At 66.5% G+C, this 19294-nt stretch carries 17 protein-coding genes, 1 tRNA gene and 1 other RNA gene; 11 read left to right on the plus strand and 8 right to left on the minus strand.

What is annotated here, in order from left to right; genetic code table 11:
* Position 1: 1 nt before the first annotated feature.
* Complete coding sequence (locus tag SLQ31_RS02575; protein WP_319429394.1) at positions 2-349, minus strand: nuclear transport factor 2 family protein; 348 nt, start codon at positions 347-349, stop codon at positions 2-4.
* A gap of 380 nt (positions 350-729) precedes the next feature.
* Between SLQ31_RS02575 and SLQ31_RS02580 the strand changes: the two genes are divergently transcribed.
* From SLQ31_RS02580 to SLQ31_RS02595, 4 genes are all read left to right on the plus strand, one after another.
* A complete protein-coding gene (locus tag SLQ31_RS02580) occupies positions 730-2706 on the plus strand; it encodes an Ig-like domain-containing protein (protein ID WP_319429395.1) in 1977 nt (658 codons plus the stop codon).
* Between the two features lie 109 nt (positions 2707-2815).
* The gene (locus SLQ31_RS02585) at positions 2816-4426 is read left to right on the plus strand and encodes a PecA family PE domain-processing aspartic protease (RefSeq protein WP_319429397.1); all 1611 of its coding nucleotides are present in this window, start codon (positions 2816-2818) and stop codon (positions 4424-4426) included.
* Between the two features lie 187 nt (positions 4427-4613).
* Positions 4614-7046 (plus strand): CocE/NonD family hydrolase, encoded by a 2433-nt coding sequence (locus tag SLQ31_RS02590; RefSeq protein WP_319429399.1) that lies wholly within the window; start codon positions 4614-4616, stop codon positions 7044-7046.
* 146 nt (positions 7047-7192) lie between these two features.
* The gene (locus SLQ31_RS02595; RefSeq protein WP_319429401.1) at positions 7193-7432 is read left to right on the plus strand and encodes a hypothetical protein; all 240 of its coding nucleotides are present in this window, start codon (positions 7193-7195) and stop codon (positions 7430-7432) included.
* Here SLQ31_RS02595 and SLQ31_RS02600 read toward each other — a convergent pair.
* The 3 genes from SLQ31_RS02600 to SLQ31_RS02610 form a co-directional block, all read right to left on the minus strand.
* Positions 7429-8499 carry a dihydrodipicolinate reductase gene (locus SLQ31_RS02600; protein ID WP_319429403.1) on the minus strand — a complete coding sequence of 357 codons (1071 nt, stop codon included), beginning with the start codon at positions 8497-8499 and terminating at the stop codon, positions 7429-7431. The genes SLQ31_RS02595 and SLQ31_RS02600 overlap by 4 nt on opposite strands.
* A gap of 98 nt (positions 8500-8597) precedes the next feature.
* Positions 8598-9320, minus strand: a complete 723-nt coding sequence (locus tag SLQ31_RS02605) for a hypothetical protein (protein ID WP_319429405.1) — start codon at positions 9318-9320, stop codon at positions 8598-8600.
* Between the two features lie 70 nt (positions 9321-9390).
* Positions 9391-9476 (minus strand) — tRNA-Ser (locus SLQ31_RS02610).
* Between the two features lie 78 nt (positions 9477-9554).
* Here SLQ31_RS02610 and ffs point away from each other — a divergent pair.
* The 4 genes from ffs to SLQ31_RS02630 all read left to right on the plus strand — a co-directional run bounded on the left by ffs (position 9555) and on the right by SLQ31_RS02630 (position 13742).
* Positions 9555-9651: signal recognition particle sRNA small type (ffs, locus tag SLQ31_RS02615), an RNA gene on the plus strand.
* 12 nt (positions 9652-9663) lie between these two features.
* Positions 9664-10959, plus strand: a complete 1296-nt coding sequence (locus tag SLQ31_RS02620) for an aminotransferase class I/II-fold pyridoxal phosphate-dependent enzyme (RefSeq protein WP_319429407.1) — start codon at positions 9664-9666, stop codon at positions 10957-10959.
* A 9-nt stretch (positions 10960-10968) separates the two neighbouring features.
* Positions 10969-12996 (plus strand): DNA polymerase III subunits gamma/tau, encoded by a 2028-nt coding sequence (locus SLQ31_RS02625; RefSeq protein WP_319429409.1) that lies wholly within the window; start codon positions 10969-10971, stop codon positions 12994-12996.
* 8 nt (positions 12997-13004) lie between these two features.
* Positions 13005-13742: a phosphate/phosphite/phosphonate ABC transporter substrate-binding protein gene (locus tag SLQ31_RS02630; protein ID WP_319429411.1), complete on the plus strand. Its 738-nt coding sequence runs from the start codon at positions 13005-13007 to the stop codon at positions 13740-13742.
* A 10-nt stretch (positions 13743-13752) separates the two neighbouring features.
* On the opposite strand, the gene SLQ31_RS02635 is transcribed toward SLQ31_RS02630, so the two are convergent.
* A complete protein-coding gene (locus SLQ31_RS02635; protein WP_319429412.1) occupies positions 13753-14193 on the minus strand; it encodes an Lrp/AsnC family transcriptional regulator in 441 nt (146 codons plus the stop codon).
* A 112-nt stretch (positions 14194-14305) separates the two neighbouring features.
* Here SLQ31_RS02635 and SLQ31_RS02640 point away from each other — a divergent pair, with 112 nt between their 5' ends.
* The gene (locus tag SLQ31_RS02640) at positions 14306-14752 is read left to right on the plus strand and encodes a rhodanese-like domain-containing protein (RefSeq protein ID WP_319429414.1); all 447 of its coding nucleotides are present in this window, start codon (positions 14306-14308) and stop codon (positions 14750-14752) included.
* A gap of 72 nt (positions 14753-14824) precedes the next feature.
* Complete coding sequence (locus SLQ31_RS02645; RefSeq protein WP_319429416.1) at positions 14825-15199, plus strand: heme-binding protein; 375 nt, start codon at positions 14825-14827, stop codon at positions 15197-15199.
* A gap of 15 nt (positions 15200-15214) precedes the next feature.
* Here the strand turns inward: SLQ31_RS02645 and SLQ31_RS02650 are convergent, their stop codons facing one another.
* Together SLQ31_RS02650 and SLQ31_RS02655 are read right to left on the minus strand one after the other, a co-directional pair.
* Positions 15215-16528 carry a class I SAM-dependent methyltransferase gene (locus SLQ31_RS02650; RefSeq protein WP_319429418.1) on the minus strand — a complete coding sequence of 438 codons (1314 nt, stop codon included), beginning with the start codon at positions 16526-16528 and terminating at the stop codon, positions 15215-15217.
* Positions 16525-17898 carry an FAD-binding oxidoreductase gene (locus SLQ31_RS02655; RefSeq protein WP_319429420.1) on the minus strand — a complete coding sequence of 458 codons (1374 nt, stop codon included), beginning with the start codon at positions 17896-17898 and terminating at the stop codon, positions 16525-16527. Before SLQ31_RS02655 ends, SLQ31_RS02650 begins: the two co-directional genes overlap by 4 nt.
* An 88-nt stretch (positions 17899-17986) precedes the next feature.
* Here SLQ31_RS02655 and SLQ31_RS02660 point away from each other — a divergent pair, with 88 nt between their 5' ends.
* A complete protein-coding gene (locus tag SLQ31_RS02660) occupies positions 17987-18424 on the plus strand; it encodes an SRPBCC family protein (RefSeq protein ID WP_319429421.1) in 438 nt (145 codons plus the stop codon).
* A 14-nt stretch (positions 18425-18438) separates the two neighbouring features.
* On the opposite strand, the gene SLQ31_RS02665 is transcribed toward SLQ31_RS02660, so the two are convergent.
* A complete protein-coding gene (locus SLQ31_RS02665; protein ID WP_413641859.1) occupies positions 18439-19194 on the minus strand; it encodes an Rv3717 family N-acetylmuramoyl-L-alanine amidase in 756 nt (251 codons plus the stop codon).
* Positions 19195-19294: the final 100 nt, after the last annotated feature.

Genomic DNA, 19294 nt, shown 5'->3' on the forward strand with positions numbered 1-19294 from the left:
TCTATCGGTAGTAGATGTCAAGCCGCTCGATCAGCCCGTCCTGGATCTTGAAGACGTCAGCGGCATGGACGTAGTGGCCCGGTGTGCCGAGTGGGCTGGATGCCCTGATCTGCAGGATTTCGGCGTCGCCGTCGGTGAACTTGGCTTGGATCTCGGTGGTTGCTTGTCCAGCGAAGACGACGGACTCGTAGAAGTTCCGGATCGCGTCGATGTCGGTGAAGAGACCCGCCGGGTGAAACAGCGACGCGGTCGGTGAGAAGAGGCTCATGAGTCGTTCGATGTCGGCCTGGTTGACCGCCTCAATGTACTGCTCGGAAATGGCTCCAGGAGCCTTGTCACGTGGGGCCACACACGTGAGTATCGAGGGTCTTGTCGACCTATTCGCCGATTCCGAAAGATCCAGCTCGTCTCGTCGTTAGGGTTGAGCTGCGTCTTGGGGGAGGGGCAGTGATGGCTACGACAGCGTATGCGGGACGGGTTGGCGGACTTGCGGTTGCGGCCGGGCTGGGTCTGGCCATAGCGACCGTCAGCCTCGGGGTGGCGTCGGCGGCCCCGTCGGATTCATCGGCGTCCTCGGGCCGAAATGAGTCACCCGGACACTCGAATAAGGCTGCGGATAAGAAACCCGTTGCCAATCAACGACTTTCGGCTTCCCCTCGACCGAGGGCTGTAACGCGCGGCGTCCCGCGGCCAGCTACGCCTTCGCCCGACTCGCCCCTGTCGTGGACAGTGCTGGCGGTCACGCGACGACCCGAGGCGGCCGCTGCCGCCGTCAACGCGGCCCCGGTGATCCAGAGCGTCGCGCTGAGTGCGCCGACACCGGCAACCGGAGCGCTGACCGGAACGGTCACCGCCAGCGACCCGAACGGCGACAAGATCACCTACCGGGCCAGCACGTCGGGCAGGGGCAAGGTGACGATCACCACCGCGGGCGTCTTCACCTACACGCCGACCGCGGTGGCTCGCCACAACGCGGCACTCAGCAACGCCGACGCCCTGCTGACCGCCGACACGGTGAACGTCGTCGTCACCGACCCGGCCGGATTGACGGCCACCAATGCGGTCGTTGTGCCCATCGTGCCGAAGAACGCCGCGCCCACCGCCAAGACCACCGTCAACGCCCCCAACCCCAACGCCGGGGTGGTCTACGGCAAGGTCACCGGTACCGACGCCGACAAAGACCGCCTGCTGTACACCGTCAGCCCGATCACCGCCAAGGGCGGCACTGTCACCATCAACGGCGGTGGCGCGTTCACCTACACACCCACTCCAGAGGCCCGGCATATCGCCGCGGCCGGGACCGACAAGACCGACACCTTCACCGTCACGGTCGACGACGGCCATGGCGGAATCCTCGCGGTCCCGGTCACCGTGGCGATCAGCCCGAAGAACACCGCGCCGACCGGCAAGGCCGCGATCGGGCCGCGCGACGTGAACACCGGTGTGGTCACCGGCGCGTTGGTCGGCGGCGACGCCGACGGCGACGGGATCACGTTCGTGGGGTCGGTCACGACGACCAAGGGCTCGGTCGTCGTCAACGCCGACGGCACCTTCACCTACACGCCGACCGCTGCGGCGCGTGCCAAGGCCGCGGTGTTCACCGGGCCGACCGCCGACAAGATCGACACGTTCTCGGTGACCCTCGCCGACGGGCACGGCGGCACCACCAAAGTCGCGGTCACGATCACCGTCAGCCCCAGCAACACGATCGCCGGCAACGGTCTCACCACGTTCTGTGGCTGCACCCTGATGCCCGCCGACACGATCTTCCACGCCGACATCAGCGGCCTTCCGGTGCAAGCGAAATCCGCCACCTGGCTCGACGTGCTGGGCGCCGGCCGAGGTGCCACGCTCGGTGCCGGCTGGGGCAACATGTGGATGAAGAGCACCGGCGGCATGCCGGTCAACGTGGTGGGCGCGACGCACCCCAAAGAGTCCGTGGTCTTCAACCGCGGCTACTCGACGAGCGGCCCCAGCATCGACAGCAGGCCGTACGCGATTCCGAATCGGCCGATCGTCGAGGGCATGCCGTCGCTGCCGGCCTGGGACCGCCACCTCCTGGTATTTCAAGAGGGCACCTGCATCTCGCAGGAGCTCTACAACGTGGCCAACGGCGTCGAGATGCCGGCCAACAGCCCGCTCGACGGTTTAGGCAATGCCCTGTACCGCGCTCGCTACGGGTCGAAGTGGATCGCCGAGGCGGGGGTGCATTACGACATGAGCTCGTCGCTGTACCCGGCCACCGGGTGGGCCAACGCCTCGCGCCTGCCCTACCTGCCGCTGATCCTGCGCCCCGACGATTTGGCCCGCGGCAGCATCGACCACATGCTCGGCATCGTCATCGCCAAGGACAAGGGCACCGGCTACACCTGGCCGGCAGGGGCGGGCGACGGTACCGGCGTCAACCCGGACGGCGTGCCGATGGGCAGCGTGCTGCGGCTGCGCGCCGACTTCGACATGTCGGGATACTCGGCCACCACCCAGGTTGTCCTGCGGGCGCTGCAGGAACACGGCGCCGTCGTCTATGACTCGACCACGCCGGGTCGGGATGGTGCAGGGCTGCTCGCGATGAGCAACGGTTGGGCCGGCACCGAGCACCTCACCGCTCAGGCCGAACTGGACACCGTGCCGATGAGCGCCTTCGAGGTCGTCGATATGTCCGGCATCCTGGTCGATCCGGCCACCGGCTGGCAGATTCACACGTGACCGTCGGGCGGGTTGGCTATTGCCGCGGCAACCTCCTGTGGTAGACACTCAGCAAACTAGCGACTGTGCAATCGGCTGTCGCCGCCTTGGGTGCACTTGGGGGAAAGCGATGAGGCACGATGTCAGCAGGCGGACCCGCCAGCCGTACGCGTGGCTGGGCGCCGGCGCGGTAACCCTGGGCATCGGCGCCGCCCTGGCCAGCGGATCCGCGGTCGCCTACGCCGACTCCGGCGCAGGGGCGGGCGCGGGTAAGGCATCCTCGTCAGCCAGTGACTCGACGGGCGCGAAGAAGGCCACCGCCCATTCGGCGCGCAGCAGTGAAGCCACCTCGTCGCGCGGATCCACCAGCACGCGCAAGGCGTCGAAGGCCGCGGTGAGCAACGCCCCCGCGGCCGCTAAGCGCGTGCAGGCGACGGCCGCTACGAGTCCCGCGGCCGTCCCCGCCGCCGCCAACGCGACTCCCAGCAGCACCTCCTGGCTGCCGTCGACGCCGCCGGTCGTGGCGAATGTCGCGGTGGGTCTGGCCCTGCAGCAGATCGCGGACGCACGGTCGTTGTTGCAGCAACAGACTTGGGGCAGTGGCAATTTCGCTGCAGGCGTGGTGTCAGTCGCCCCGCAGATCCTGCTCACACAAGCCGCGTTGGCGCTGAACACCTGGCAGGCCACAATCACGCCGGCCCAGTCGCTCTACGCCAGGACGTCCGGCGTCCCGATCGTTCACGAGCTGGCCGGCGTCAGCCTGTTGGGCGCGCTGCTGCTTCCGACGCTTGCCACCACCGCACTGAGCAGTGCCGGTCTGTTCCTGCCGCTGGTCGGCGCCTTCGAGGGAACGGGCGGCATCACGCCGGTGCAGAACCTGGTCAGCACGGCCGCCCTGAACGGCCGGGTCTACGCCGTGGTCCCGGTCACCATGCGATCCACCACCGAGCCGATCGTCTACATCTCGGTCAACGGCGGACCCAGCACGCCGGTCCTCGTCGACTCCGGTTCGTCGGGCCTGGTTCTCACCGCCGCTTCAGTGGGCGACGCCGTCCCCCTCGGCGCACCGACCGGTACCGGCACGAGCGGCTACAGCGGCGGGCTGTCCTACAGCTACACGACCTACACCACGACGGTGAACTTCGGCAACGGCATCGTCTCCGGGCCCACCAACGTCAACATCGTCGATGCCGACGACGCGGCGGCGGCCCTGTCCTTCTTCCATCAGCTCGGCGGTGCCTCCGGCGTGCTCGGAATCGGCGCCAACGCAGCGGGCCCCGGGCCGGTCGGTATCCCGACCACCGCGCTGCCCGGTGACCTCAGCCAAGGCGTGTTCCTTTATCAGGGCTTGTTGCTCGGCGTCGCCGGTGTGATGGTGTTCGGCCCCAACCCGCTGCCGACCCGGACCTCGGTATCCGGCGCGCCCGATGCGTATCTGAACGTCAAGATCAACAACGGGACGCCGACGACCGTCGGGGCGATCATCGATTCCGGTGGCGTGTACGGCACCATCCTGTCCTCGATGGTTGGCGGTGGCAGCGTGCCGGTGGGAACCAGGATCTCGGTCTACACCCCGGACGGGGTGCTGCTGTACTCCTACATCGTCACTTCGCAGAACCGGCCGACGGTGATCACGAGCGGACTGATCAACACCGGGTACGCGCCGTTCCAGCACGGTCCGGTCTACCTCGACTACACCACGCCCGACGGCATGGGTTCGACGCATTTCGACTACGCCTGATTCTTTGGCGCTCAACGCGAATCGGTTGAATCCGCAAAGTCAGCAAACTGATAACTGACAGTTTCGGCAATTCCCGGCCCCGTGCCGCTCGACGGGTTTACCCTCCGCAAAGGCGCTGTCGCCGTTGGTCGGGAGGTAGACAATTATGGGTGCTTCACGCTTTGTTGGGCGGGTTGGCGGATTGGCGGTGGCTCTCGGAGTCGGTGCCGCACTGTTCTCCACGGGATACGGGGTCGCATGGGCTGACAACCCGGCGGGATCGTCGGCGGGAGGCGGGAATTCCTCGACATCCGGCTCCTCGAGTGCGGGGGCCAAGGGCTCGTCCCACGCCACTGCATCGTCGAAGCGATCCGGGACGGCCGGATCGAGTCAGACCGGAAGTACCGGTGGCGCCAAGAGCAGTGCGAAGCAGTCGAACTCCGGGGCAGGCCAAGGCCAGACGGTCACGGCAGCGTCGTCGGGCGGAGCCGGTTCAGCTGAGCTGACGGCAAACTCGCCAAGTGCGACCGCGCAGTCGGTGTCGGCCACGCCTATTGCCACCCGCCTGACCAAGGCGGTGCACACTGCGGCCGATCAGTTGTCCGGCGGACTGCCGACGGTGCCCGCTGATTCGCCACTGGCCCTTGCCTTTGCGGCGCTCCAGCGCCGGGAGACCGCCGCGGCCCACAGCATGACGTCGGCGTTGGCCACGGCGTCGCTGACGCTCAGCAACCCCATCAGCATCAACCAGTCGCTGGGCATCATCGACGGTATTTACAACGGCAGCACCGGAGCGACGACAACGTCGACCAACCCGCTCACCTACACCCTGATCAGTGGTCCGAGTGCGGGTGGCAAGCTCACGTTCTCGAACGTGAACGACACCAACTACGTACTCGGCAACTTCACCTATCTGCCCAACCAATCGATCCTCACCACGGGTAGTGAGCAGTTCAAGATCCTGGTGGCCGAGAAGACCCAGTTCGACAAGATCATCGAAAGCATCCCGATCCTGGGCGGCCTCGCCGGACAGGTGATTGTCGTCCTGCACCGGACCCCGATCCTCGGTGAGCTCCTGGCTCCCGTGATCGGGTATTCCCAGATGGTCACGTTCGTGCCGAATCCCGGGCTTGATAACCCGCTCGGCGATCCGCTGGCGTTCACCTACAAGATGCCGTCCTTCGACGGCACACTGATCAGTCTCAACTGGTTCCCGGCCTCGACGCTGGGACCCGACGGAGTCCCGGCCGGAGACCTGGCACCGACCGTCCTCAACGGCCCCGGCCTGGCGACCGCCGGCCAGACGGATCCCTATACGCCATACGGGATCAGCGGGCTCACCCCCGGCGTGCAATCGTTGCGCAACGACGGTTACAACGTCGTCTCCTGGGATCCCCGCGGGGAATTCGCCTCCGGCGGTATCCTGCAGCTCGACAGCCCCGCGTTCGAGGGCCGCGATGTCAAAGCGATGATCAATTGGATTGCGACGCAACCCACCTCGGATCTCAACGCGCCCAACGATCCCAAGGTGGGCATGGTCGGCGGCTCCTACGGCGGTGGCATCCAGCTGGCCTCGGCGGGCACCGATTCCCGCATCGACGCCATCGTGCCGGGCATCGCGTGGAACTCGCTGAACGAGGCGCTCTACCCCGACGGCGCCTTCAAGACCGCCTATTCCTCACTGCTTTTACTGTCGCTGGTGTTGAGCAATGCGCGGATCAACAACCAGATCTATCTGGGCGTCATCAGCGGCATCCTGACGGGCTTCATCAGCAATACCGCGCAGGCCGTATTGTCCAGCAGCGGGCCCGATTTCGTGGTCGGCAACATCACCGCGCCCACGCTGTTCGAGCAGGGCACGATCGACGTCTTGTTCACCCTGCAGCAGGCCATCCAGAACGCGCAGGCGCTGCAGCCGGGCGTGCCCGCCAAGATGATCTGGTCCTGCACCGGCCACGGGGTCTGCCTGACGAAGCCCGACACCACCGGCACCCGCAACCTGGACGCGGCGCTGAATTGGCTGGACGAGTACGTCAAGGGCGATGTGGTGTTGGCGTCGCCGAACTTCCAGTACACCGACCAGAACGGGAACTGGTTCCAGTCCACCTACCTGCCGACCGCAGGAAGCCAGTTCTTCGGCTCGAATTTCACCGCGGCCACCGGGGCTTCCGGCGGCACATTGGGCCTCGTGCCGATCGTCGGTGGTTCGGGGCCGGCGCCGAAGGCCTCGATTCCCTATTCGCTGGGGTTGGCGTCCAAGGCCCGCAATGCCATCAACGTCAATCTCGACCTCACCGGGCTGGATCAGACGGTCGGCGCGCCGACGTTGACGTTCGACTACCAGGGTCTCGGCAACAGCCGCTTCGTCTACGCCCAGCTGGTGGACAACAACACCGGCTTGGTGGTGGGCAACCTCGTCACGCCGGTGGCGGTGACGCTGGATGGGCGCAGCCGCAGCGTGAGCGTCGACATGGAGAACATCGTCTATACCTCGGATGACCCGGTCACCCCGGGAGATCTGACGCTGCAGATCACCAGCTCGGCGACTGCGTACGAGAACTTCACCGCGTTCGGTGTCATCAACATCTCCAATATCGGCCTGACTCTGCAGACGCCGGCGGTCATCACCCCGGAGCCGTAGCAATAATCGGTGCGGCCCGATGGCAAACTTTCGTGTGGCTGACGCCTCCGTAAGTTGTTGGTGCGTGCAGGAATTCGACTAAAGTGCCCCTTGTTGCTAAACGTGCGACGGGGTCGGGGCGCCTCAAGTCGTAAAGGATCAGCACGATGACACTGACGAAAATCGCAGCAGCAGCGGCACTCTCCGGAGCGCTGGGTTTGGCCGGCCTTGGCTTTGGCGCCGGCTTTGCCTCCGCGGACCCGGGCCACGGCCACGGGCACGACGACTGGCGAGACGACGATCGCGGACCCCATGACTGGCGTGGCCCGTTTTACTTCGGGCAACCGTCGGCCTGCGTGCAGGCCACCGGCCCGTTCGGTTATCTGAGTGGCGGCCTTTGCGTCTAGCTTGACGGCACGACGCCGCGGGCCTTGGGCAGGTTGAGGTCGTTATAGGTCGCGATTCCCGGCGGAGCCGCGACGACAGCGGCGATGGCATGGATCGGCGGCATCGCGGTCATGATGTGGCCGAGCACGAAGAAATCCTCGAGCGTCTTGGCGTTCTCGATCATGTCGGGCGGCGGCAGGAACCCGACCTGCATATTGACGGTCGGGCGTCCCTCGATGGTGATCTTCCAGCCATCACCGTCGAGCTGCCAATCGGGCTCGAGGGTCTGGCCCTTCTTCCACCGCACGTTGATGTCGATGACGGTCTTGCCGTTGGCGATACCCTGCCAGCTGGCGTAGACACCGGCCACGTGGCCGGCCTTGATGGTCCACGACGCCATCGGCAGATCCTCAGTGGTCTGCGCGTATTCGGACACGCATTTGATCTCGTCCAGCTCGACACCGAGCGAGTCGGCAACCAATTGCACGGCCTCGGCGAACACCGCGGTGCCCTTGGCGGCCATCGGCTGCAGTGCGGGATCGTCGATCGCCATATCGAATCCGACAGGGCGCTCTGTCTCGGGGGAGTCGTACAGGGTGGTGTCGGCTGTTTCTTGGATGATGACCTTGTCGACGCGATCGCACGCGGTGGCGGCGACGATCGCCAGCAGCTCGGCGAAGCCGGGGCTCACGCCTGAACCAAACATCGTCGACCCACCGCTTTTGCATGCCTCTTCGATGCGGGCGCGGCCCGCGCCGAGGTTCTGACCGGTGATGAACGACGCCGAGGCGACCACGTTGACGCCGGCCGACAGGATCCGGACCAGCTCATCGACATCGATCCACATCGGGTTGTAGATCACGCAGTCCGGCTTCAGCGCCAGCAGGGCGTCGATGTCATTGGTCGCGGTGACTCCCAGCGGTTCGATGCCGACCAGTTCCCCGACGTCGCGGCCAGACTTCGCGTCTGACCAGGCATAACAGCCGACGAGTTCGAGGGTGGGATTGGCAGTGATCGCCTGGACGGAGCTTTTGCCGACATTGCCGGTCGTCCACTGGACGACCCGATAGGGGGAGGTGTTGTGCACTCGCTCAGCATAGGGGGCGCGCCCACCGCCCAAACCAACGATTGGGCGGAGAAGTTCGAGAGAATTGCGCCAAAACGTCGATCTCGACGCGGGGCCGGTTACTCCGACTCGTCGACCGCGACGGTGCCTTGATTGCGCCGACGCAGCCGATGATTCGTCTTTCCGGTCGGACGCTTGTTGCGCAGGCCGCCGGCGGAGTCGGCGTCTGCCTCTGCCTCTGTCACTGTCTCGGCGGCCGACACCTCGGCCGGCTCGTCCTCGGTTGCCGTCTCTTCGATCGCGGTGGTCTCTTCGATCTCTTCGGCTGCAGCGGGCTGGTCGGCCGATTCGCCGTCGGACGCGTCAGCCTCGGCCGTCTTGCCGCGCTTCTTCTTCTCTTTCTTGGGCTTTGGCGCCTTGGCCGGCAGCTCGGCGGTGCGTGCCAGGTAGAACGCCAGCAACGCCAGGATCGCGATCGCGGCGGCCGCGCCATACACCCCGAACAACCATGGTCCGCCCTTGTCCAGGCTGACCCAGATCTCGGCGACCGCTGCCCCGACGATCAATACGCCGGCCAGCACGTACAGGATCATCGACCACACCCGCAGCCGCAGCCCCAGCTGGGGCGTACCGAGCTCAGGCTGGCGGGTTCGCAGCAGGGTGAGCAGGACGGGCAGGGCGGCCAGCGCGATCAGCACGCCGGTGACGATGCGGAGCACGGTGCCCAGCGTGTGGGACGTGTCGCCCATCAACTCCCACCACCGCGGCAGGACGAACAGGAAGTACAGGACGCCGGACAGTACCCACAACGCGATGTGCGCTGCTGTCGCGACGACGCGCATACCCCTCCTCAGGCGAAAATCCGAGGTGCGACCAGGCGCTTTGATCCCCCGATCGCACCTCGGACAGGTGCGGAGGATAGGGGATTTGAACCCCTGAGGGCTATTAACCCAACCCGCGTTCCAGGCGAGCGCCATAGGCCACTAGGCGAATCCTCCGTCGGCAATGGTAGCCGACTGAGGAAGGCTCTCGCCCCGGCTGCCTGACGGGCCGGCACCCGGCGGGTATTACACTCGCGATGGACCCCGCGCGGCGTCTATCCTGTGAACTCCCCCAGGGCCGGAAGGCAGCAAGGGTCAATGGGCTCTGGCGGGTGCGCGGGGTCCCCCTCTTGAAAGGCGCACGGTGTCGTTTTTGTCCCTGGGCCCCGACGAATTGCAAGCCCAGCATGAATTGCAGCGGCAGAACTACGCCGACCTGCAGGCCAAGAAGCTGTCCCTGGACCTCACCCGCGGCAAGCCGTCGGCACAGCAGCTCGACCTGTCCAACGCGCTGCTGAGCCTGCCCGCCGAGCAGTACCGCGACGAGGACGGCACCGACACCCGCAACTACGGCGGCCTGCACGGACTGCCCGGGCTGCGAACAGTGTTCAGCGAGCTGCTCGGCATCCCGGTGCCCAACCTGATTGCCGGCAACAACGCCAGCCTGGAGCTGATGCACGACATCATCGTGTTCTCGTTGCTGCACGGCGGCGTGGACTCGCCGCGGCCGTGGATCGAGGAGCCGGTCGTCAAGTTCTTGTGCCCGGCACCGGGATACGACCGCCACTTCGCGATCACCGAGAGCTTCGGCATCGAGATGATCAGTGTTCCGATGCTCGAGGACGGCCCCGACGTCGACCTCATCGAGGAGCTCGTCGCCGCCGACCCGGCGATCAAGGGCATGTGGTGCGTACCGATGTTCTCGAACCCGACCGGAACCACCTACTCCTGGGAAGTGGTCCGCAGGCTGGTGCAAATGCAGACTGCCGCACCGGATTTCCGGCTGTTCTGGGACAACGCCTACGCGGTGCACATTCTGACTCTGGATTTCCCCCGGCAGGTCGACATCCTCGGACTGGCGGAGGCGGCCGGTCACCCGAACCGGCCCTACGTGTTCGCCTCGACGTCGAAGATCACCTTCGCCGGGGCCGGCGTGAGCTTCTTCGGTGGCTCGCTGGGCAACATCGCCTGGTATCTGCAGTACGCCGGTAAGAAGTCGATCGGCCCTGACAAGATCAACCAGCTGCGGCACCTGTTGTTCTTCTCCGACGCCGACGGGGTGCGCCTGCACATGCTGCGCCATCAGCAGCTGCTGGCGCCGAAGTTTGCGCTGGCTCTCGACATCCTCGACAAGCGGCTGTCCGAGTCCAAGGTCGCCTCCTGGACCGAGCCCAAGGGCGGCTACTTCATCAGCCTCGACGTGTTGCCAGGGACGGCCAAGCGCACCGTCGCACTGGCCAAGGACGCCGGCATTGCGGTCACCGAGGCGGGCGCGTCGTTCCCGTACCGAAAAGATCCGGACGACAAGAACATTCGCATTGCGCCGACGTTCCCGCCGGTGTCGGATCTCACCGACGCGATCGACGGGCTGGCCACCTGTGCGCTGCTGGCCGCCACCGAGTCCCTGCTGGGCGCCACCGCTGTCACCCAAGGTCGGTAACCTTCACCCGTGGCGCTCTACCGCAAGTACCGGCCGGCAACCTTTGCCGAGGTGGTGGGCCAGGAGCACGTCACCGAACCACTGTCCACCGCGCTGTCAGCGCATCGGATCAACCACGCGTACCTGTTCTCCGGTCCGCGCGGCTGCGGAAAGACGTCGTCGGCGCGCATCCTCGCTCGCTCGCTGAACTGTGAGCAGGGCCCGACGCCGACGCCGTGCGGGGTGTGCGACTCGTGCGTGGCGCTGGCCCCCAACGGCGGCGGCAGCGTCGACGTCACCGAACTCGACGCCGCCAGCCACGGCGGTGTGGACGACACCCGCGAGCTGCGGGACCGGGCGTTCTACGCGCCGGCACAGTCGCGCTACCGCATCTTCATCATCGACGAAGCGCACATGGTCACCACCGCTGGTTTCAACGCGCTGCTCAAGATCGTCGAGGAGCCGCCCGAGCATCTGATCTTCGTGTTCGCCACCACCGAACCGGAGAAGGTGCTGCCGACGATCCGATCGCGCACCCACCACTACCCGTTCCGGCTGCTGGCACCCCGCACGATGCGCTCGCTGATCGAGAAGATCTGTGCGTCCGAGGACGTCAAGATCGACGATGCGGTGTTCCCGCTGGTGATCCGCGCCGGTGGCGGCTCGCCCCGCGACACGTTGAGCGTGCTTGACCAGCTGCTCGCCGGTGCCCAGGACAACCACGTGCACTATCAGCGGGCGCTGGCGCTGCTGGGCGCCACCGACGTAGCGCTGATCGACGATGCGGTGGACGCGCTGGCCGCCGGCGATGCCGCTGCGCTGTTCAGCGCGGTGGAGTCGGTGATCGACGCCGGTCACGATCCGCGCCGGTTCGCCACCGACCTGCTCGAACGGTTCCGGGATTTGATTGTGCTGCAAGCGGTTCCGGATGCGGCCAGCCGAGGTGTCGTCGATGCGCCCGATGACATCCTGGACCGGATGCGTGACCAGGCCACTCGCGTCGGCCCCGCCACGCTGACGCGGTACGCCGAGGTGGTGCACGCCGGACTGGGGGAGATGCGCGGCGCGACGGCCCCGCGACTGCTTCTGGAGGTGGTCTGTGCGCGGTTGTTGCTGCCGTCGGCCAGTGACACCGAGGCGGCACTGCTGCAGCGCATCGAGCGCATCGAGACCAGGATGGACATTTCGATACCCGCGGGCGAGGCCGCGATGAGCAATGGCGCACCGGCCGCCGCGCCGGCCAAGCAGTTCGTGCGTAAGACGCAGGCGCCACCGCCCGCTGCCGAGCCGACGCCGACGCCGACGCCTACGCCCGAGCCAGCCGCCAGGCCCGAGCCAGCCGCCAAGGTGGAACCGGTCGCCAAGGTGGAACCAGCCGTGCGGCCCGAACCGGTCGTCGAGCCCGTCCGGCCGGAACCGGTTGCCACGCCAGAGCCCGTCGCCACGCCAGAGCCGGTCGCGCCCCAGCCCGTCGCGAGGCCTGAGCCCGTTGCGCCCCAGCCCGTCGCGAGGCCTGAGCCCGTCGCGACGCCTGAACCGGTGGCCGAACCGACCGTGCCACCGCCGCCCGCTACCGAGCCCGCCGCGCCACCCGCGGCTGCCGCCGCCGGTGAGCCTGGTGCCGCGGCCGTGCGCAGCATGTGGCCGACGGTGCGCGAGAAGGTCCGTGACCGCAGTAAGCCGGTCTACGCCATGCTGGATGCCGCGATCGTTCGGGCCGTCGATGGTGACACCTTGGTGCTGGGACACCCGTCGGCGCCACTGGCCAAGCGGCTGAGTGAACAACGCAACGCCGACGTCATCCGCGATGCCCTCAAGGACGCGCTCGGCGTGGACTGGCGGGTGCGCTGTGAGGTCGGCCTCGGCCAGCCGGTGCAGGATGCCGAGCCGCTGCCGCCGGAGCCTGAGTCCGACCCGGTCGAAGCGCAACTGGCTGAAGAGAACAGCATGATCGCCGAGGTCGGTCGCGACGACGACGCCGCCCCGCGGCGCGATCCCGAGGAAGTGGCCCTCGAGCTGTTGCAGAGCGAGTTGGGCGCCCGCAAGATCGACGGCTGACGATCCGCGTGCCCAGCTTCCTGATCGACGACAACCTGGGGCTGCACCCCGACGAGAAGCCGTGGAGTGAGTTCCTGCCCCGGGTGGGCATCACCACGTCCACCACCACGGACCTGCCAGAGCTGGACCGTAGTGTGGCCGCTCACGAGCCCGACATCGTGTTCATGCCGATCGCGGATTTCCACCGAGTGTGGGCGGCCGGCGATCGGTACTACCGCGGCTTTGCGATCGTCACGTCGAAATTCACCGGGGGAACGGCACTTCCGAGCGTTGTGGTGGTGCGCAAGGACGATCCCGCCACCGGCATTGCCGACCTCGCCGGAGCGTCATTCGGGTACATCAACCGGTCGTGCAGCTCGAGCTACTTCGCGCTGGCAATTCTGTTGCAGCGCATCGGATGTTCACTCGACGACGTCGGCACCCTGCGGCCAACCCCGCCCTGGCAGGGACAGATCGACGCCGTCGTCTCCGGCGACGTGCGCGCCACAATCGTGCTCGAAGACGTCTGGAAGTCCACGCCGGCCAACGCCGACACGACGAAGATCATCGGCCGCTACGACAACGCCACCGGTGCTGTGATCGTGGTGCGCGATGGCCTCGACGAGAGTGTTCTGCACACCCTGCTCGACGCTCTCGTCGCGTGGCAGCCGAAGCCCGAGGCCATCTTTGGCGGATTCAAGCCGTTCGCCGATTCCGATGTGGCGGGCTTCTTTGCCGATCTGGATCAGCTGCCCGCGACGCTCTGACGGGAGCGGCTCACGCCGGGGGGATTCGTCGTGACGGAAGCGGACTGGAATAGACGACGCTCGTGGTGATGCTCCCCAGCGTGGCGAGCTTGCCGGTGATCCGTTCGAGGTCGGTCATCGACCGGGCGAGAACCTTCATGATGAAGCAGTCGTTTCCGGTGACGTGATGGGCCTCAACGACTTCCGGGAGTACTGCGAGGAGGTCGTGGACGGGCTTGTAGTTGCCGGAAGGAAAGGCCAAGCGCACGAACGCGGTGATCGCGTACCCCAGGGCCTGGGCGTCGACGGTGGCGGTGTATCCCGTGATGATTCCCGCGTCGACCAGCCGCCGCACGCGATCGGCCGCCGAGCTGGGGGACAACGAGACGGCCCTGGCGAGATCGGCCATGCTGATGCGGCCATCGGTCTGCAGTGAAACGAGAATCAACTCGTCGGTGTGATCGAGAGTCATCCGCTGATTATTCGGCACACGCGCCATGATCCCATCGGTTCGCCGGTACATCGGCTCGATTTCCGTCGATCACCCGTTCCGGCTGGACGCCCGGCGATGTTCGATCGTAGGTATGACTGTGACTGCCCGAGAGTTCTTCGCCGCCAAACTCGCGTTCGAGACCGACCCTGCCGACCTCGCCGCAGCGCGCCAGGCAGGGGTATCGCCGGTCGTGGTGGACACCCGGTCGCTGGCCGCATGGGACCAGGGCCACATCCCGGGTGCCAGGCACATCGCTGGCGACGAACTGCGCCAGCGTGCCCGCCTCGAGCTGCCGGATTTAAGTGCGGACATCGTCGTGTACTGCTGGGGGCCGGGGTGCAATGGCTCGACCCGCGCCGCCCTCACTCTCACCGAATTGGGTTACACCCGGGTGCGCGAACTCATCGGAGGATTCGAGTATTGGGCGCGGGAAGGCCTCGCCATCCAGAATCGGCACGGACGCACGCGACGCGCTGTGGATCCGCTGACCGCCCCTGAAGTGACGCCGGGGCTTGGCGATTCGGTGTGCACCCTGTGAACCTGCCCGACGGGTTCTGTGTCTTTCCTGTGCTGCGGAGCGCGCCTGCGCGCAGGCCCCTACCGTCGACGCATGAGCATCGAGACTCGTCGACTAATGGCTACGCTCGCCGGATGCGGCGCGATCGCTGTCGCCATGTTCGGCCAAAGTCCTTCTGCGGCAGCAGATCCTGATGTGCCACCGCCGCCGCCGAACTGCACGGCCGCCGATATGGAAGGTGTGCGGATGGGTGTGCAGGCCGCGACCTCGGCCTACCTGTTCACTCATCCTGACGTCAATGCCTTCTTCACCAGCATGGCCGGAGTTCCTCGGGCCCAGGTGCTCGACCGGGTAAAGGCCTACATGGCCGCCAACCCGCAAACGGCAACCGACATCACCAGCATCCGACAACCGTTGGTAGACATCAAGAATCGCTGCGGCGGCCAGCTGCCCGGGTCGGCCGTTTAACTCCCAACCAGAAGGTCAGGAGGTCCACCACGGGCGCAGCGGCAGCCCGCCGTCGCCGCCCCGTTCGTCAAGCTTGACCGCCAGCACCTGGTGCAGCTGAACCACATTCGTTTCGAAGCCAACCCGCGACCCGGCCATGTAGAGGCCCCACACCTTGGCGGTGGCCAGGCCGACTTCCTCGACGGCCTCGTCCCAGTGCTCGACGAGGTTGCGGCACCAGTCGCGCAGCGTCATCGCGTAGTGGTGACGCAGGTTCTCCTCGTGAACCACTTCCAGACCCACGTCCTGGGCTTCGGAGATGATGCGCCCGGAGCCGGTCAGCTCCCCGTCGGGGAAGACGTAGCGGTCGATAAAACCACCGGCGCTGGGGCCAGTCTTGTTGTCCGGGCGGGTGATGCAGTGGTTGAGCAGGAGGCCGCCGGTGCGCAGCTTGGTGTGCAGGAACTCGAAGTACGCCGGGTAGTTGGCCACGCCGATGTGCTCGGTCAGGCCGATCGAGGACACCGCGTCGAAACCGCTCTCCACCACATCGCGGTAGTCACTGTGGCGTACCTCGGCCAGATCGGCCAGCCCCTGTTCGGCGATTGCCTTCTGCGCCCAGACGGCCTGCTCTCGAGACAGCGTGACGCCGATGGCTTTCACCCCTTGCCGCGCCGCGTAGCGAACCATGCCACCCCAGCCGCAGCCGACGTCGAGTAGCCGGTCGCCCGGCTGCAGGCGCAGCTTCTCGAACACCAAGCGGTACTTGTTCTCCTGCGCTTCCTCCAGCGTCGCGTCCAGGCTGGGATAGCAGGCGCAGGTGTAGGTCATCGCCGGGCCGAGCACCCACTCGTAGAACGTGTTGGACACGTCGTAGTGGTGGTGGATGGCGTCGGCGTCGCGCCTCTTGCTGTGGCGCAGGCCCTCGGCGAAGCGGCGCCACCGCGGCAGCGCCTCCTGAGGCGGCGGGGCGATCGGCTTGAGGTGCTCGATGCCGATGGAGCGCACGATATCGACCAGCACCCGCGGCGGCGGCAGCTTGAAGTCGAGGTTCTGGGCGAGCGCCCGGAGCAGCTCGTAGGGGTCCCCGGAGTGCACGCCGTGCATCTCCAGGTCACCGGCGACGTAGGCCCGGGCCAAGCCCAAATCACCCGGGGCGGTGGCCAGGTAGGTGGTGCCGCGCGGCGTGAGCAGGTCCAGGCCCAGCTCGGCATCGGCAGGGCCGGCGGTGCTGCCGTCGTACGCGGTGAACTTCAGCGGCAGCTCGCCGCCGGCGGCGAGGATCTCCAGGATTTCGGACAGGCTGAACCTGCCTGGCACATGGGCTGCGTTGTCACGGTCGGTCGTCATTGTCGTTGCACCGCCTTTGCGTAGAGGTCGAGCAGCCGCGAATCGGGGTCGTAGGTCTTTTTTACTGTCTTGTAGGTTTCGCCACCGTAGAGGTCGTCAAACTCCTCACGGGTGTAAAAAGCGTCGGAATACAGCGACTTGTGGCCGTGGAGCCTGCTGATCTTCTCTTCGATGAGCCGATTGGTGTGGCCAGGGCTCGGTCCCGCGGGCACCGATGACCAGAATCCGATATTCACATAGGTGTGACCCGCCCGCAGTGGGTACAGCGGCCAGCCTCCCGTGTCGTGCAGTCGCAGCGGGCACAGCCAGAGCGGTTCGATCGGAACGTCGGTCAAGAACCACTCCAGGAACTCTTCGGTCCGTTCGATCGGCACCTCGACGTCCTGGACCACGCGTTCCAGGGGCGGGCGGCCGTTGCGGGCCTCGATCCGGTCGGCGATGTTGAACTTCTGGTCGTAGCCGATGAGCTTCCAATAGAAGCTGCTGCGCCGGTAGCGCCGTGGCCAGAACCGGCGAAGCTTCGGGTTCTGCGCCCCGAACGCGCGCGAGCACCAGAACCAGTCGGTGTCCCAACGCCACAGGTAGTCGTGGATGGTCAGGCGGTCGTCCTTCACACCGTCGGAGTGCTGAATGGACCGGTAGTAGATGTCCTGGCCGGTGTAGTCGCTGACGCCGCCGGCGGTGGCGGTCTGCATGCCCAGGCACAGGTAGCTCTCGTCGGCGCTGAACACCACGCCGTCGAGGTAGTCGACGCGCGTGCCCTGGTATCCGCCGGTCTCGATGATGCGGTCCATCGCCGCGACCAGGTCGGCCAGCGTGTGAAACCTCAGGTGCTTGAGCGCCACGAACGGCTTGACCGGTTCCAGCTCGATCCGCAGTCGCACCGAATAGCCAAGGGTGCCATAGGAATTGGGGAAGCTTCGAAACAGGTCGGGGTGATGCTCGCGGCTGGCGGTGATCACTTCACCGGAGCCGGTGAGGATGTCCATTTCGATGACCGACTCGTGCGGCAATCCGTTGCGGAACGACGCCGACTCGATGCCGAGCCCGGTCACCGCACCGCCGAGGGTGATCGTCTTGAGCTGCGGGACCACCAGCGGGCACAGACCGTAGGGCAGGGTCGCGGCCACCAGGTCTTCGTAGGTGCACATTCCGGCGACGTCGGCGGTCTTGGCGGCCTGGTCGACGGAGATCACGCCGGTGAGTCCGGAGGTGTCCAGTCCGGGGGCGTTGCGTTTGGCGCGTGCGCGGAACAGGTTGGACGTGGGTTTGGCCAGGCGTATCGAAGCGTTCGTAGGGATGGCGTGGTAGCTGGCCAGCAGCCGGTCCACACCCTTGGCGTGAGCTGTCAGTGCTGCGGAAACAGGCACATGACTACGCTAGTCCGCAGCCACAGCCGATGCGACCGCATGGCTGGTGGATCACACCGAACCACCTTCACTCGAGGAGTATTACCTGATGGGACAGGTCAGCGCCGCCAGCACGATCTTGATCGACGCCGAACCAGCGACCGTGCTCGCCGCGATCGCCGACTACCAGGGCGTCCGCCCGAAGATCCTGTCACCGCAGTACAGCGAGTACCAGGTGCTGCAGGGTGGTCAGGGCCCGGGCACCGTCGCGAAGTGGAAGCTGCAGGCCACCAAGTCGCGGGTGCGTGAGGTGCAGGTCGCCGTCGACGTCGCCGGTCACACCGTCATCGAGAAGGACGCGAACTCGTCGATGGTGATCAACTGGACCGTCGCACCGTCCGGCCCGGGCTCCAGCGTCACCGTCAAGACCACGTGGACCGGCGCGGGCGGCATCGGGGGCTTCTTCGAGAAGACCTTCGCACCACTGGGCCTGCGCCGGATTCAGGACGAGGTGCTGGCCAACCTGAAGAAGACTGTCGAGAGCTAGCTGGCGCGGGCCGCCTAACTGGTCCTGGCAGGTTGGGTGGCCAGGAACGCGGTGATGCCCTGGACCACAGCCGCCGCGATCTTCTGACGGCCCTCCGGGCTTTCCATCAGTGCCGAGTCGGCGGGGTTTTTCATGTTGCCGCATTCGACCAGCACCGAGGGGTATTCGGCCAGGTTCAGCCCGGTGAGGTCGGAGCGGCCGTAGAGGCCGTCGGAGCCGATGTAGTTGGCGGCAGGCAGCCCGGAGGCCACCATCTGGTCGCGCATGATCCTGGCGAGCTGAACCGACGGGCCGGACTGCGCCTGGTTCAGCGGCGGGTTGGAGTAGTTGACGTGGAAGCCGCGGCCGGTCGTCGGGCCACCGTCGGCGTGGATGGAGACGACGGCGTTGGGCGCCAGGGCGTTGGCCATCGCGGCGCGTTCGTCGACGCAGGCCGCGACCTGGTTGTCGTTACCGCGCGACATCGCCGTGCGGACACCGAGCTGGGTCAGCATCTGGCGGATCAGCAGCACGGTGTCCCAGTTGAAGGTGTGCTCGGGGAACCCGTCGTTGGTGCTGGTGCCCGACGTCTGGCAATCCTTGGTGCCACCGCGGCCGGTGGGCACCTGCTTGGTCAGCGATGCGTCGTTGGCGCCGTTGTGGCCGGGGTCGAGGAAGACGATCATCCCGGCGATGTTGGGTGCGGCGTGGGCGAGGGGGCTGGTCACCGTCGACGCGACCAGCAACATGGTGGTGCATGCTGCGGCGACGACACGCGTACGGGTGGACATAAGCACGCGCGTCACCGTAACTCTTTGCCGTCTACGCTTGAAGTCGCTGACCGCCCTAATCCGCAGGCGCAACCAAGTCGAGACCCAGACGCAAGGAGAC

Origin of the sequence: Mycobacterium sp. RTGN5, from assembly GCF_033804465.1 — a bacterium.
Lineage (GTDB): Bacteria > Actinomycetota > Actinomycetes > Mycobacteriales > Mycobacteriaceae > Mycobacterium.

Coding starts and splice junctions, on each gene's coding strand:
- SLQ31_RS02585 (WP_319429397.1), top strand. CDS start 2,816: ATGAGGCACGATGTCAGCAGGCGGACCCGCCAGCCGTACGCGTGGCTG.
- SLQ31_RS02595 (WP_319429401.1), top strand. CDS start 7,193: ATGACACTGACGAAAATCGCAGCAGCAGCGGCACTCTCCGGAGCGCTG.
- SLQ31_RS02605 (WP_319429405.1), bottom strand. CDS start 9,320: ATGCGCGTCGTCGCGACAGCAGCGCACATCGCGTTGTGGGTACTGTCC.
- SLQ31_RS02635 (WP_319429412.1), bottom strand. CDS start 14,193: ATGACTCTCGATCACACCGACGAGTTGATTCTCGTTTCACTGCAGACC.
- SLQ31_RS02640 (WP_319429414.1), top strand. CDS start 14,306: ATGACTGTGACTGCCCGAGAGTTCTTCGCCGCCAAACTCGCGTTCGAG.
- SLQ31_RS02645 (WP_319429416.1), top strand. CDS start 14,825: ATGAGCATCGAGACTCGTCGACTAATGGCTACGCTCGCCGGATGCGGC.
- SLQ31_RS02650 (WP_319429418.1), bottom strand. CDS start 16,528: ATGACGACCGACCGTGACAACGCAGCCCATGTGCCAGGCAGGTTCAGC.
- SLQ31_RS02660 (WP_319429421.1), top strand. CDS start 17,987: ATGGGACAGGTCAGCGCCGCCAGCACGATCTTGATCGACGCCGAACCA.
- SLQ31_RS02665 (WP_413641859.1), bottom strand. CDS start 19,194: ATGTCCACCCGTACGCGTGTCGTCGCCGCAGCATGCACCACCATGTTG.